14 protein-coding genes are annotated in these 13,048 nt (G+C 41.4%); 4 read left to right on the plus strand and 10 right to left on the minus strand.

The features are described 5' to 3' along the window. Nucleotides 1-6 precede the first annotated feature (6 nt). Nucleotides 7-1,344, minus strand: coding sequence for a TolC family protein (locus IPM71_03665; protein QQS51832.1), 1,338 nt, complete (start codon nucleotides 1,342-1,344; stop codon nucleotides 7-9). Nucleotides 1,345-1,365: 21 nt separating this feature from the next. After that, the gene (locus tag IPM71_03670; GenBank protein QQS51833.1) at nucleotides 1,366-2,049 is read right to left on the minus strand and encodes an ABC transporter ATP-binding protein; all 684 of its coding nucleotides are present in this window, start codon (nucleotides 2,047-2,049) and stop codon (nucleotides 1,366-1,368) included. A 181-nt stretch (nucleotides 2,050-2,230) separates the two neighbouring features. On the opposite strand from IPM71_03670, the gene IPM71_03675 reads away from it, so the two are divergent. Then, entirely contained in the window at nucleotides 2,231-3,607 is a 1,377-nt protein-coding gene (locus IPM71_03675; GenBank protein QQS51834.1) for a sigma-54-dependent Fis family transcriptional regulator, read from the plus strand. After that, the gene (locus tag IPM71_03680) at nucleotides 3,597-4,949 is read left to right on the plus strand and encodes an ATP-binding protein (GenBank protein ID QQS51835.1); all 1,353 of its coding nucleotides are present in this window, start codon (nucleotides 3,597-3,599) and stop codon (nucleotides 4,947-4,949) included. Before IPM71_03675 ends, IPM71_03680 begins: the two co-directional genes overlap by 11 nt. A gap of 3 nt (nucleotides 4,950-4,952) precedes the next feature. Here IPM71_03680 and IPM71_03685 read toward each other — a convergent pair whose 3' ends face one another. Continuing rightward, nucleotides 4,953-5,162, minus strand: coding sequence for an RNA-binding S4 domain-containing protein (locus tag IPM71_03685; GenBank protein QQS51836.1), 210 nt, complete (start codon nucleotides 5,160-5,162; stop codon nucleotides 4,953-4,955). Nucleotides 5,163-5,306: 144 nt separating this feature from the next. Between IPM71_03685 and trxA the strand changes: the two genes are divergently transcribed. After that, nucleotides 5,307-5,666, plus strand: a complete 360-nt coding sequence (gene trxA, locus IPM71_03690) for a thioredoxin (protein QQS51837.1) — start codon at nucleotides 5,307-5,309, stop codon at nucleotides 5,664-5,666. 4 nt (nucleotides 5,667-5,670) lie between these two features. Beyond that, nucleotides 5,671-5,925 carry a hypothetical protein gene (locus IPM71_03695; GenBank protein QQS51838.1) on the plus strand — a complete coding sequence of 85 codons (255 nt, stop codon included), beginning with the start codon at nucleotides 5,671-5,673 and terminating at the stop codon, nucleotides 5,923-5,925. Between the two features lie 39 nt (nucleotides 5,926-5,964). Here the strand turns inward: IPM71_03695 and IPM71_03700 are convergent, their stop codons facing one another. The 7 genes from IPM71_03700 to IPM71_03730 are packed head-to-tail and all read right to left on the minus strand — an operon-like array spanning nucleotide 5,965 to nucleotide 13,029. Next, complete coding sequence (locus IPM71_03700; GenBank protein QQS51839.1) at nucleotides 5,965-7,038, minus strand: AMP-binding protein; 1,074 nt, start codon at nucleotides 7,036-7,038, stop codon at nucleotides 5,965-5,967. A gap of 6 nt (nucleotides 7,039-7,044) precedes the next feature. Then, complete coding sequence (locus IPM71_03705; GenBank protein ID QQS51840.1) at nucleotides 7,045-8,091, minus strand: o-succinylbenzoate synthase; 1,047 nt, start codon at nucleotides 8,089-8,091, stop codon at nucleotides 7,045-7,047. Next, nucleotides 8,092-8,997 (minus strand): 1,4-dihydroxy-2-naphthoate octaprenyltransferase, encoded by a 906-nt coding sequence (menA, locus tag IPM71_03710; GenBank protein QQS51841.1) that lies wholly within the window; start codon nucleotides 8,995-8,997, stop codon nucleotides 8,092-8,094. A 6-nt stretch (nucleotides 8,998-9,003) separates the two neighbouring features. Then, a complete protein-coding gene (menB, locus tag IPM71_03715; protein QQS51842.1) occupies nucleotides 9,004-9,828 on the minus strand; it encodes a 1,4-dihydroxy-2-naphthoyl-CoA synthase in 825 nt (274 codons plus the stop codon). Continuing rightward, nucleotides 9,818-11,485, minus strand: coding sequence for a 2-succinyl-5-enolpyruvyl-6-hydroxy-3-cyclohexene-1-carboxylic-acid synthase (gene menD, locus IPM71_03720; protein ID QQS51843.1), 1,668 nt, complete (start codon nucleotides 11,483-11,485; stop codon nucleotides 9,818-9,820). Before menD ends, menB begins: the two co-directional genes overlap by 11 nt. Then, nucleotides 11,482-12,615, minus strand: a complete 1,134-nt coding sequence (locus IPM71_03725; GenBank protein QQS51844.1) for a chorismate-binding protein — start codon at nucleotides 12,613-12,615, stop codon at nucleotides 11,482-11,484. Before IPM71_03725 ends, menD begins: the two co-directional genes overlap by 4 nt. Before the next feature lie 9 nt (nucleotides 12,616-12,624). Further along, nucleotides 12,625-13,029 carry a PaaI family thioesterase gene (locus tag IPM71_03730; protein QQS52778.1) on the minus strand — a complete coding sequence of 135 codons (405 nt, stop codon included), beginning with the start codon at nucleotides 13,027-13,029 and terminating at the stop codon, nucleotides 12,625-12,627. Between the last annotated feature and the right edge of the window lie 19 nt (nucleotides 13,030-13,048).

Consider the following 13,048-nt stretch of genomic DNA (forward strand, 5'->3'; position numbering starts at 1 on the left):
TTGCCTTTACAGGGTAATGGGTATACCTCTATAGAAATCGAGGATTTTCACTGCAAACACATACTCGTATTTTGCTTTGAGCAGTTCCGATTGTGCTTTGATATAGTTGTTCTTGGCAATATTGTAATCGACAGAATTTACAATGCCCACATTGAACTTTTGCTCGGTATAGGCAAATGCCTCACGGTAAGATTCCACAGCCTCATAAGCTGATTTATACTTATCGGACGAAGAAACTGCATCGATATAAGATTGTTGAATTTCTTTGTACAGTTGTTGCTTTGTGAGATTGAGTGTGTTTTCGGCGGACATCACTCCAATACGCGCATTGCTGATAGCATTTTTAACCTCCCATTTGTTAAATATCGGAACTTGTAAACCAAAAGTTAAGCTCTTACCTGAAAAATTATCCAATTGCTCGTTGTAGGGGTAACGGATACCTCCAGGATCTACATTCGAAGTCGAATATCCTGTTGACCATGATCCGGAGGCCAGAAGCGATGGACTTAATCTTCCTTTTTGAACGAGATAATATTTTTCGTTGGCCTCCACCAGGTATTCGGCACTTTTAATGTGGGGTAAAAACAAGAGAGCTTCGGAATAAACAATAGACACATCGGTTACAGGGCTCGAAAGATTCGAGTCGATGGATGCCGGAATCACCACATCAAAACCTTCAATCGATTTAAGATCCAGTAATTGAGTGAGATTCAGGTATGCAATCTCTTTTTCATTTTCCTTCGAGGTTACATTGTATTCTTCTGCGGCCAGCTGGGCTTTTATTTCCAACAAATCGCCCCTGGCTACACTTCCAGCCTCCACCAGCTTGCTGGTACGTTCAACCTGCAATTGAGCGATATCGCGCTGGCTGATGGCCACATCAAGCAATTCGCGGCTAAAGAGAATCTGCAAATAAGCCGATGCGATATCAAGGGTTAATTCAATTTTTTCCTTTTCAACTTCTTGCATTTTGCTAAGCGTATTATACTCATTCAACTTAATGCTATTGTAATTCGTTAAACCCGAAAACAAGCGCACGCTTGTATTCAAGGAATAATTGTCAGAGAAATTACTGCTATTTCCAAATTCGTTGGTATTCCGATCGAGTATATGTCCATAACTATAGGTACGCCCTGCATTGGCATTTAAATCGGGCAAAAGGTTTAGCTTCGACTGAAACAAATCGTTACTGGCAATACTTGCCTGATATTGGGCTTGTTTCACACTTAAATTATTGGCATGTGCATAATCGATGCACTCTGTTAACGACCATTGTTTTTGAGAGAACACTGTTTGGCCCGATAAAAACAGAACAGATAATAAAATTGAAATTTGATACTTCATACTTGGTAGATTATACGATTTTTAAATGGCTTTGCGAAAATTCTCCGATAGAATCTCCCCATCGAACAACTGAATGATACGATTGGCTTTTTGGGCTTCAGCGATAGAATGGGTTGCTAATATAAGAGTAATCCCTTTGTTGTTTACTTCCGTTAATATTTCCATAATTTCACTTCCCCCTTTTGAATCGAGGTTTCCAACCGGCTCATCAGCAATAAGGAGCGTAGGTGAGTGCACGATAGCCCTTGCAATGGCAACTCTTTGCTGCTGGCTGTTTGACAATTGCGCGGGCCAACTCTGATGCAGATGGGGGAAATTAACCTTTTCCAGGGCTTCATTCACCATACGGTTTCTTACTTTATCAGATATACCGAGGTACAAAAGAGGCAATTCAACATTCTTAAAAACAGTAAGCTCCTCGAGAAGATTGAAACTCTGAAATACATAACCAATAATAGATTTTCGGAAACGGGTGCGTTGTTGGTCATTGTATCGACTCACCTCTGTTTCGTTTATCCAGTATAGGCCGCTCGTAGGTGAATCCAGCATTCCCAAAATATTCACTAAGCTACTCTTGCCACTGCCAGAAGGACCATAAATTGCCACAAATTCAGATTGTTCCACAGCAAGGTTGATGTTTTTAAGAGTAGGTATCTCAATGCCTTGTTTGAGTATTGTTTTAGATAAATTTTCCGTTCGTATCATTCTGAAATACTGTGAAATCTGAAGCCAGCTCAAAGCATCTTTTATGCCAATACAGTTATTGTATTGTAAATCTTTTATTTAGATCGATCGATTTCATGTCCCAAATATTTTTTCTGTTCGCAATTGCGACAAAATAAGTACGATTTCGTACATTTAATTCCTTTTAAAACAAGTACCCCATATGGAACAACTTAAAGGAAAAATCTTAGCCATAGACGATAATGAAGATATTTTATTTGCATTAAAGCTATTGCTCAAGCCTCTGGTAGAGAAAATTACTACATTATCATCACCGGCAAGAGTATTGGATTTGCTTAAAGTGGAAGAATACGATGTAATTCTTCTTGATATGAATTTTACACGTGATGCCAGTAGCGGCAAGGAGGGTTTTGACTGGTTAGCTAAAATTCTGGAATTCGACCCGAAGGCAGTAGTTGTATTTATTACTGCCTATGGCGATTCGGAAAAGGCAGTTCAGGCCATAAAGGCTGGAGCCACAGACTTTGTGCTAAAACCCTGGCAAAACGAGAAGCTGCTTGCAACCTTGTCTGCTGCCCTTGAAATTCGCCGGTCGAGAAAAGAAATTTCCCTTCTTCGCAACAAGCAGGAAGCCATAACCGCAATCACAGATCAACCTTTTCAGGATTTTATTGCTAAGTCGCCAGAAATGGAAGATGTATTCAACACCATACAAAAAGTTGCAAAAACCGATGCAAACGTATTGATTTTGGGCGAAAACGGAACAGGAAAAGAGCTCGTTGCCAGGGCTATCTATCGCAACAGTCAACGAAGCAACAATGTGTTTGTGAATGTAGACCTGGGTTCAATTACAGAAACTCTATTCGAAAGCGAGTTATTTGGTCACGTCAAAGGTTCATTTACAGATGCGAAAAAAGATAAACCCGGACGATTTGAAATAGCTTCCGGCGGTACACTTTTTCTTGATGAAATTGGCAATCTCTCTCTGCCATTGCAGGCTAAACTTCTAACTGTTATTGAAAGAAAAGAGGTTACAAGAGTGGGCGACAATCATCCGACAAACATTGATGTGCGCTTGATATGCGCCACCAACAACAATGTGTACGATATGGTCGAAAATAGTACATTCCGGCAGGATTTACTGTATCGAATAAACACTGTGGAGATTCATCTCCCACCCCTGCGGGAACGTACAGGCGATATTCCGGTTTTAGTAGACCATTTTGTTAAGATTTATGCGAAAAAGTATAAGAAGAATTCAGGAAAAGTCACTAGCCAGGCTTTAAAAAAGCTAAGTGCATATTCCTGGCCGGGGAATGTAAGAGAACTGCAACATGCCATAGAAAGAGGCGTTATTATGTGCGAATCCGGATCGCTCGATGCAGACGATTTCTTTTTGAATCAGACACGCAGGAAAGAAGCTGAAATGGAAATCGATACTTATAACCTCGATGAAGTGGAACGCAAAATTATTACAAAAGTACTCAAGCAAAATCAGGGAAATATTTCCAAAGCCGCCAAAGAACTGGGATTGACCCGAACCTCGCTGTATCGCAGAATGGAAAAACATGAACTTTAAAAACTATCGTTTCAATATTATTGTAAGAATTCTGCTCATTGTAATGGCAGTTTTCCTATTCTATTATTCATTCTCCATTAATTTCTTTTTTACGCCATTTATAGTAAGCGGCATCATTGTCTTTTTAGTTGTATCACTTATCCGGTATGCCGATAGAACGAACCGCGAATTGGCTAATCTTCTGGAATCCATAAGGTATTCCGAGTTTTCACAATCATTTAACTTCCAAAACATGGGGGCATCGTTTAGCGAGTTAAACCACGCCTTTAACGAAGTAATCAATGACTTTCAGCGGGTGCGTACCGAAAAGGAAGAACACTTCTATTACCTCCAAACCATACTGCAAAACATCGATGTAAGCGTTATAGCCTATCGCTCCGATGGTACCATCGAGCTAATAAATAAAGCTGCGAAAAAACTCTTTCAGGTAAGCGGTTTGCGAAATATTCAGGCTCTGGAAACGTTTAGTGCAGAGCTTGTTAAAACTCTTTTTAATATTCAACCTGGACAAAATGAATTGGTAAAGGTGCAGGATAAAGAAGGATTTCTTCAATTAACCATCTTTTCTTCGACCTTTAAAGTAAAAGACAAACTTATTACCCTCGTAACAATCAAAGATATTCAAACAGTACTCGAGGAGCAGGAAACCGATGCCTGGCAAAAACTAATCAGGGTGCTGACACACGAAATAATGAATTCCATTGCCCCAATTTCAAGTATTGCCACTACCCTGACAGGCTTAACCCAGCATCTCAAAAAAAATGAATTAGGGAACTATTTGTTTGATCAGGAAAGTCTCGACGAAATTAACCATGCATTGCATACCATTAACAAACGAAGCAATGGTCTGCTTCATTTTGTAAACACTTATCGTAACCTCACCAAGATACCCCAACCCAATTTTTCCATTTGTCGGCTAGCGGATGTATTTGCCAATGTAGGCAATCTAATGAGTGAGGAACTAAAACACAATAATATCGAACTCGAAATTAAGCTCGACCCGCATAATATCTCCTTTACAGCTGATGGTCAATTAATTGAACAAGTGCTTATAAACCTGGTAAAAAATGCTGCCCAGGCTTTGAATGGAACCGAAAAAGCCAAACTTAGACTCACAGGGTTCTACAATAAAAGGGGCAAAGTAACCTTGCAGGTGGCAGACAATGGACCTGGAATTTTACCCGATGTACTGGACAAGATATTTATTCCCTTTTTTACAACTAAGCCAAATGGTTCTGGAATTGGACTTTCATTGTCGCGGCAAATTATGAGGTTGCACAATGGCTCCATTACAGCACATTCGATACCTGAAAAGGAAACAGTTTTTACTCTGACATTCTGACAGCTACAATACTCGAATCAAATACTCGTCTAATTCGATAATGTCGCCGGCTATAATTTTAGCACGCTTGCGCAATTCCACCTCGCCGTTTCGCTTTACGCAGCCATCTTCAATTAATAGTTTGCCATGGCCACCAGTAGAACTTAAGTGTAAAATTTTTAGCAATTTGTATAGTTCGATATACTCGCCATTAAGTGTGAAGGTGTGTTCCATGCACCAAAAGTAGAACTTTTATAAGGTACTTTTTGTTTATTTGTTCTAAAATAATGCAAAAATCTTTTTATATACACATATTTAGATTTATATATATTTGGCATTGAATTTGATATTTAACCGCAAATTTTAAAATAGAATACTATGGCTATCGAACATTTAAATCAGCAAACTTTTAAAGAAAAGGTATTTAACTACGAGCAAAATTCGGATTGGAAATTCGAAGGAAAGAAACCGGCTATTATCGATTTCTATGCCGACTGGTGTGCTCCCTGTCGCATGGTAGCGCCCATACTTGAAGAATTGAAAACCGAATATGGCGACAAACTGGATATCTATAAAATAAATACCGAAAATGAGCAGGAGCTAGCAGGCATGTTTGGCATACAAAGCATCCCCAGTCTTCTATTCGTTCCGGCAGAAGGTCAGCCGCAAATGGCAATGGGAGCGCTTCCGAAGGATACGTTTAAAAAGGCCATTAGCGAAGTTTTAAAAATAAGCTAAGGATATGTTTAAAAAAATCAATAAAAAGAAGCTTTACATCCTAGCAGGCGGTATTATCGTCGGTATGGCTGCCGGTTATGCCTACTGGCACTTTATAGGCTGCACTTCGGGCACATGCCCCCTCACCTCCAACTGGCATACGAGTACGCTTATGGGCGGTATTTTTGGATACCTGATAAGCGATAGTATTAAAGTAAAAAATACCGATACTGAAAAGAACATAAGCACAGAAAATGTTCCGGAACAATCACAAGGCTGATAGCGTTGGTTCTGTAATGAAAGAATTGTGCTGTTGGCATTAATGGCTAATAAGATTGGCTAATTGACTACGGTCAATTTTGAATGAACTGGTGCGTGGAAGCTCCTGCACAAAAATAACTTCACGGGGTACAAGATGGATTTGAAGGTTGTGTTTCAACGTTTTCATTACTTCAGCCAGGTCAGGCTGCTTATTAGTCTCAGCAATTAATACAATGCGCTGGCCCAATTTTTCGTCAGAAACACCTATCACGGCGCATTCCAGATCAAGTATTTTTGAGATTGAAGCTTCGAGCTCTTCGGGTTTTACTTTAATTCCCCCGGTATTAATGAGGTTATCGATACGTCCTTTCCAAATAAAATGATGGGTATCAATAAGCTCCACCACGTCGTTAGTAACTACTTCCGAATCGAGGTAGTTCGCGTTGATCACCAGACAACCCCTTTCATCGATACGCAATTTAACCCCAGGCATAGATTTGAAATACTTGTCGGGTTTTTCACCATTGATCCGGCGCATAGCAATACTAGAACAGGTTTCGGCCATACCATATGTTTCGTATGTATTGTTGGGAACGTCGCTGAACATTGCCATTACTTCGGAACGTAGCTCTGCACCGCCAATAATGAGGTTGCGAACGTTCTTGAGAAACTCATAATTGCTAAACGAATTATATACCTGAAGAGGCACCATAGCACAAAAATCGATGGTACCATACTTCGAAAGCGATGGCATCGAAGAGGGTTCTTCCCAGAATAAATTAAGCCCGGCAACAAAAGCGCGCACAATCATCATCTTTCCGGCAATGTATTCCACAGGTAAACAAAGCAGCGCCTTGTCTGTCCACTTGAGTTTTAATTGAGACACCGTATTTTTGGCCGACTCAATCATAGATTTCTTTGAAAGGCGAATGGTTTTTGGAGGTCCGGTAGTACCGGAACTCAATTGCTCGATGTAGTCTTTTTCATCAAGAAATTCAAGCAGAAAGCTGTATATCTTTTCTTCCCATTCGGGTAATTTTACCCTGCGGAGCATTTTCTTGCAATGAGGCACTAAATCCTCTGTAGAGAAAAGCTTATCGTTGAGTATGATTCCCGGAAACTGCATATCCATAGACCGCTAATATACAAATTCGTAGCTCCATTTGTGTGAGGGATCGTAAAAAAGTTTTTCACCACGAAGGACTAGAGGACAAGCAATATTCTGTTTGTATAAATTGCCAAGTCCAAGTCCCTGGTGCAATTGAGGTGAGTGCTGCGTAAGCCATTGAGCAATGGCGTTTAAACCCAGGTTCGATTCGAGCGCTGAAGTGGCCCACCATCCAATCTGATTCGCTGAGGCCAATTCAATCCATTCTTTACAATGCTTAAAACCACCTAGCAGAGAGGGTTTTATAATCAGATAGTGAGGTTTTATAAGGCTAAGTATCTGGTCTTTTTCGGAATAATTATGATGGCCGATTAGCTCTTCATCTAAAGCTACTGCAATGGCAGCCCGGTTGCAAAGTGCTGCCATTCGTACAGGTTGACCTGACTTAATAGGTTGTTCGATGGAATGCACCTCCAGCTTGGCGAGCCTATCAAGCACTAAAAGCGCTTTTTCGTATGAAAACGCTCCATTAGCGTCGACCCGAATTTCTAATTCCTGAGCTGAAAATCTTTTCCTTAAACTCTGAATCAGTAAGAGTTCATTGTCTGTATTATCTGCTCCAATCTTAAATTTCAGACAACGAAACCCCAGAGAAAGCTTCTCTTCCACTTGCTGCAACATAAATTCTTCCGAACCCATCCAAATGAGTCCATTTGTGTGGATACCTTCGAGTCCATTCGTGAAGGAAGAATGAAATAATATTTTCGATCCCTGATTCTGATAATCGATAAAAGCCATTTCCAATCCAAACCGGATGGCAGGATAGTTATCAGGCACCAGACCCCACTCAAAAACACCTTGGTTGATGGCACTACAAATACGGTTCAACTGATCGCCCATGGAATGTAAATCATCTATGCTCAATCCCGGAATTACCGAAACTTCGCCCATAGCCCTATAATTTTGTGTTGGATGGTCGAGGAGAATATACCAAGATGGCTTTTCATTCAGGTACCCCCGGGAAGTTCCGACAGCTTGTTTAAATTGAAGGATGCGCTTACAGAAAGATGCTTTCATTTATAATACCAGGCCCAATCCAAATGTAGTAGAAAAAACAAAAGTAGTGATGGCAAGTTTTTTTAATTCCTTATTTAGTTCTGCAGGAATAGTCGTACGCAGCACAATTATTACATCGCGGATTAAAAATGGAAGAGTCACCAGAAATATAAGCTGAACAGGCGAAGTAAAGAATATGAGCGTGTAAGCCATGCTGAGTAAGATTGCAAAAACCACCAGCAGTAAGTGGTATTTTTTGGCAGCTTTCACGCCTATGCGCACAACAAGGGTGTTTTTACCACAGTTTGCATCATTCTCGGCATCGCGTATGTTGTTCAGATTTAATACACCTGCACTAAACAATCCAATAGTGGAAGCAGGCAACAGCACCCATGGATCGAGAGTACCTGTGTGAAGGTAAAAGGTGCCACAAACGCCAATTAAACCAAAATAAACGTATACAAACACATCGCCCAGACCAATGTAGCCGTAAGGATTTCGACCCACCGTATATTTTACGGCAGCAAAAATTGCGGTAACTCCTAATATAAAGAAAAACACGCTTAAATAAGCCGGCAAATCGCGCAAGCCAAAATAAATTAAAAGAGAACCTGACAGGAGTGAAAGCAGAATAAAAGCTGCAATCATCCGAAGCATGGCACCGGGTGTCACCAGGCCAGTCTGGGTAACGCGAAGTGGACCAACTCTTTTCGAATTATCGGCACCTTTTTTTGCATCGCCATAATCATTGGCCAGGTTCGATAAAATTTGCAGACTTAGCGTGGTTAAAGTGGCAAAGGCAAATACAGTCCAATAGAAACGACCATTTGCATAGGCCAGAAAACTTCCTAGAAAGGTGCTGGAAAAAGCCAGGGGCAGGGTGCGCAACCTGAAGGCTTTAAGCCATATCGATAATGAATTTTTCAAAATATATCAGGGTAATTTAGGGAATTTCTTGTAATCAGGTTTCCTTTTTTCGAGAAAGGCTTTTTTTCCTTCCTGGGCTTCTTCGGTCATATAATACAACATGGTGGCATTGCCTGCCAGTTCCTGTATTCCAGCCTGGCCGTCGAGTTCGGCATTTAGTCCTGCCTTAATCATGCGCAATGCCAGCGGACTGTGCTCCATCATTTTCTGACACCATTGCACTGTAACATTCTCGAGCTCATGATGGGGAACAACCTTGTTCACCAAACCCATTTCCAGCGCTTCGGCAGCCGTATACTGTTGGCAAAGAAACCAAATTTCGCGTGCTTTCTTCTGTCCAACAATACGAGCAAGATAAGAGGAACCAAAGCCGGCATCAAAACTTCCGACCTTAGGACCTGTTTGCCCAAAAATGGCTTTGTCGGAGGCAATGCTCAAATCACATACCACATGCAGTACATGCCCCCCGCCAATGGCATATCCGTTAACCATTGCCACCACGGGTTTGGGAATGGAACGAATGAGCTTTTGCATATCCAAAATGTTTAGGCGAGGCACCCCATCTTTGCCAATGTAGCCTGCATGGCTCTTTACATTCTGATCACCACCACTGCAAAAGGCCTTATCTCCTTCACCGGTGAGCACAACTACGCTGATGTCAGGGCTTTCGCGGCACAATACCATTGCATCGCACATTTCGCGGGTAGTATCGGGTGTAAACGCATTATGACGGTGTGGTCGGTTAATGGTAATTTTTCCAATACCTTCAAAGTATTCAAATTTAATTTCTTCGTACTCTTTAAGCGTTTTCCATTCCCTTTTATTGTTCATAATCGATTAGTTTTTTCATAAATACACGGTATTCTTCATTGTTTCGATCCGGGTCGGTAAATACCTCCAATAAAGCCGGACCATCTGCCTCAAGCAACATACTATATTGAGCGTGAAGGCTACCAAAATCGCTACTGCGAAAATAAGTAATGTGATAAGCAGCTGCAAGTTTTTCGATGGATACAGGATGATTTGTCTGAATGTATTCTATAAACCCATCTTGTTCTGCCGGACCATCAAGCAAGCTAAATATGCCACCGCCTTTGTTGTTGATAACAATTATTTTAAAATTGGAAGGCAAACGCCTGTTCCATAATGCATTGGAGTCGTACACAAAACTCAGGTCACCTAATATGCTTATTACTGTTTTGGTAGTATTAATAGCCACTCCCACTGATGTCGAAAGGCAACCATCGATACCGGAAGTACCTCTGTTGGCAAATACTTTATTGGATTTAAATTGAAAAAACTGCAAGTACCTGATCACACTGCTATTGCCAGAAAAAACAACATCTTGCTCCCGGAATTTACAGGCCAATGCGCTAAAAACTCCCAGATCGGAAAATTTTGCTTCTGAACCGAGCCGGCGGATAGAAGCGATTTGCTTTTCATGGAGGTCTTTCCATTCACGACTAAATTCTGATTGCCGCTCCAGAGGTAACTCACTGAGTATTTCAAAAAACCTCGGTGGCTGGCATTCTACAATTCGTGTCAGATTTTTGAAAGTATCTACCAACGACCCATCGGGAGAAACCCACCAGAATTCCGCAGTGTGCAAAGACCGTAAAAAGTTCTTTGTGCGTTTCGAAACTACCTGGCCGCCAAAGTAAACCACAAGTTCAGGCTTGGTCTTTCTAAGTTGTTCAGAAAAACTTTGAAATAATAAATCGGGGTTAAAAAATACTTCCTCACCTCCGATATTGGCAATGGATTCGGCAAGAACAACTATACGCTTGTCTGCGGCAAGTCTTCGAAGTGAGCTTTTTAAGTTGTCATTTGAAGGCATCTGACCACATACTATAAGAATGCGGCTAAATGCTTTCCACTCCTGAAGAAGGTAACTACTTAGCTGAACTTGTTGATTGTTATCAAACTGAAAGTTTCGCTGCGGTTGAATGCTGCTAATTTCCTCGTAGAGAGGTTCCCGAAGAGGAATATTGACATGTACTGGTCCTGGCTTACCCCTTACAGCTTGAAAAAAGCACTCATGGGCAATGCGTTCTGAATACCACGCATCATGCTCGGTAAGGCACGCAACCGGCATTTCGAAAAATGCTTTGCTGTTGCTACTAAACACTTCTTTTTGCCTGATTGTTTGATTGTCTTGTTGGTCGATCCACTCAGGCGGGCGGTCGGCAGAAAGGATAATCAAGGGCACTCCCTGATGATAGGCCTCTGCTATCGCTGGTGCCAGATTAAGCACCGCTGTGCCTGACGTAGTGATTACTACTACAGGAGTTTGGCTCGATACGGCCAAACCCAGAGCAAAATATCCTGCACTGCGCTCATCTACAATGCTAAAACAATTGTTCCCAAAAAGTTTAACAAAAACTTGTATGAGTGGGGCATTGCGCGAACCAGGAGAAATAACCACCTGCTCAACACCCAGTCTTTTTAGAATAAGCGGCAGGACTGCTATGTGTTGTTTCGGATTCATCCTTTTACCTGGCGTATAACGGACAATAGGGTTTCGGCTTTCATCTCTGTTTCAAGCCATTCGTCTTCGGGTACTGAGTCGGCAGTAATTCCACCACCAATAAATAGAGAAAGGTTGTTCTCCAGCACTTTCATGCAACGTAAATTTACAAACAAAGAGAGTCTGTCGTTCAAACCCAAAGGCCCCAAAAAACCTGCATAGTATTCGCGCTGGTGTTTTTCGAGGCTGCTTATAAGTTCGAGGCTTTCTTTCCGAGGCATGCCGCACACTGCAGGAGTTGGATGAAGATTCCTGAGAAATTCACCCAGACAATTCTTTAACTCGGTGCTACGAAACGAAAAATCTGTACGTAAATGCACCAAATTTCCGGCTTGCTTGGTATAGGGGCCTTCGAGATCTACATCAACCAGGTTAAACTTAGAAAGCACTTTGGAAATGTATCGGGTTACATATTCCTGTTCCAGGCGTTCCTTGCTATTCCAGGCTCCGATGTTTAAATTTTGCTCGTTAAAGGGTCTAGTACCTGCCAAAGAAACAGTATACATGGTTCCGTTTTTCGCCTTCAGAAGTGGTTCGGGTGTGGCTCCAATCCATAAATGGGGTCCGGCATTGAAGATATAAACGAAGGCATTGGGATAGGATTCGGTAAGTCGGGCAAAAATCTTTCCAAGCAATGGAACATAATTTCCATCGATATTCTTAACACGGCTTAGAACAACTTTTTCAAAATTACCTGTCTCGATGTGTTTTAGAATCTGATCGATTTGAGAAATGTATTCGTTGTGGCTTACCGAATCGGGAATATGGCTGCTGTCTGACTGGATTGGAAAATAATTGTAAGTATTTAGTGAGTCATGGTCTCTTGCTGATATAATTTCCTGACCATAAATATCAGATTCAATAAGAAACGAAGGACAATTTGAATCGGCTGAAAAGGGAGTTACAAGAAAGCCTTTCAGGTCGAAATAGGATTCGCCCTCGGACAACAACTTAATCTTTTCGGAGCGTTGAATAACAATCTCTGGGTATTTGGCATTGGGGAGCCGATAAGCTGCAAAAACAAGATTCTTTTCGAGACATATTTTTACAGCCTGATAAACGCTTATCGTATCGGTTTGAACAATTGACACAAATCCTCCTTAAGTTTTTTCGCGTATGATGTTAGTAACCCGAATCGTGGAAATAAGTTTATCGCTTTCATCCGTTATTTTTACATCCCACACATGAGTCGACTGCCCTTTGTGAATGATAGTTGCCGTAGCGTAAATATTGCCGCTGCTCACAGTGCCCACATGGTTGCCACTTACTTGAAGGCCCAACACATCGTAACGACTTTCGTCGATTATCATCACCGATCCTGCACCGGCCACTGTTTCGGCCAAAGCCAGAGAGGCCCCTCCATGCAAAATTCCCGTTGGTTGATGTTTTTTCTGGTTGACCGGCATAAGGGCTTTCACATAATCGGCCCCATACTCAATAAACTCGATTTCGAGGTGACCAATAAAAGTGTCTTTGCAGAATTCGTTAATCTGTTCGATGGTCATAGGCGTTGTAATTATCTTC

This window comes from Bacteroidota bacterium, assembly GCA_016699695.1.
Lineage (GTDB): Bacteria > Bacteroidota > Bacteroidia > Bacteroidales > UBA10428 > UBA10428.

What these genes read in the sequence shown, in the direction of transcription:
- IPM71_03665 (QQS51832.1), bottom strand. Translation starts at nt 1,344, where the DNA reads ATGAAGTATCAAATTTCAATTTTATTATCTGTTCTGTTTTTATCGGGC.
- IPM71_03670 (QQS51833.1), bottom strand. Translation starts at nt 2,049, where the DNA reads ATGATACGAACGGAAAATTTATCTAAAACAATACTCAAACAAGGCATT.
- IPM71_03675 (QQS51834.1), top strand. Translation starts at nt 2,231, where the DNA reads ATGGAACAACTTAAAGGAAAAATCTTAGCCATAGACGATAATGAAGAT.
- IPM71_03680 (QQS51835.1), top strand. Translation starts at nt 3,597, where the DNA reads ATGAACTTTAAAAACTATCGTTTCAATATTATTGTAAGAATTCTGCTC.
- IPM71_03685 (QQS51836.1), bottom strand. Translation starts at nt 5,162, where the DNA reads ATGGAACACACCTTCACACTTAATGGCGAGTATATCGAACTATACAAA.
- trxA (QQS51837.1), top strand. Translation starts at nt 5,307, where the DNA reads ATGGCTATCGAACATTTAAATCAGCAAACTTTTAAAGAAAAGGTATTT.
- IPM71_03695 (QQS51838.1), top strand. Translation starts at nt 5,671, where the DNA reads ATGTTTAAAAAAATCAATAAAAAGAAGCTTTACATCCTAGCAGGCGGT.
- IPM71_03700 (QQS51839.1), bottom strand. Translation starts at nt 7,038, where the DNA reads ATGGATATGCAGTTTCCGGGAATCATACTCAACGATAAGCTTTTCTCT.
- IPM71_03705 (QQS51840.1), bottom strand. Translation starts at nt 8,091, where the DNA reads ATGAAAGCATCTTTCTGTAAGCGCATCCTTCAATTTAAACAAGCTGTC.
- menB (QQS51842.1), bottom strand. Translation starts at nt 9,828, where the DNA reads ATGAACAATAAAAGGGAATGGAAAACGCTTAAAGAGTACGAAGAAATT.
- menD (QQS51843.1), bottom strand. Translation starts at nt 11,485, where the DNA reads ATGAATCCGAAACAACACATAGCAGTCCTGCCGCTTATTCTAAAAAGA.
- IPM71_03730 (QQS52778.1), bottom strand. Translation starts at nt 13,029, where the DNA reads ATGACCATCGAACAGATTAACGAATTCTGCAAAGACACTTTTATTGGT.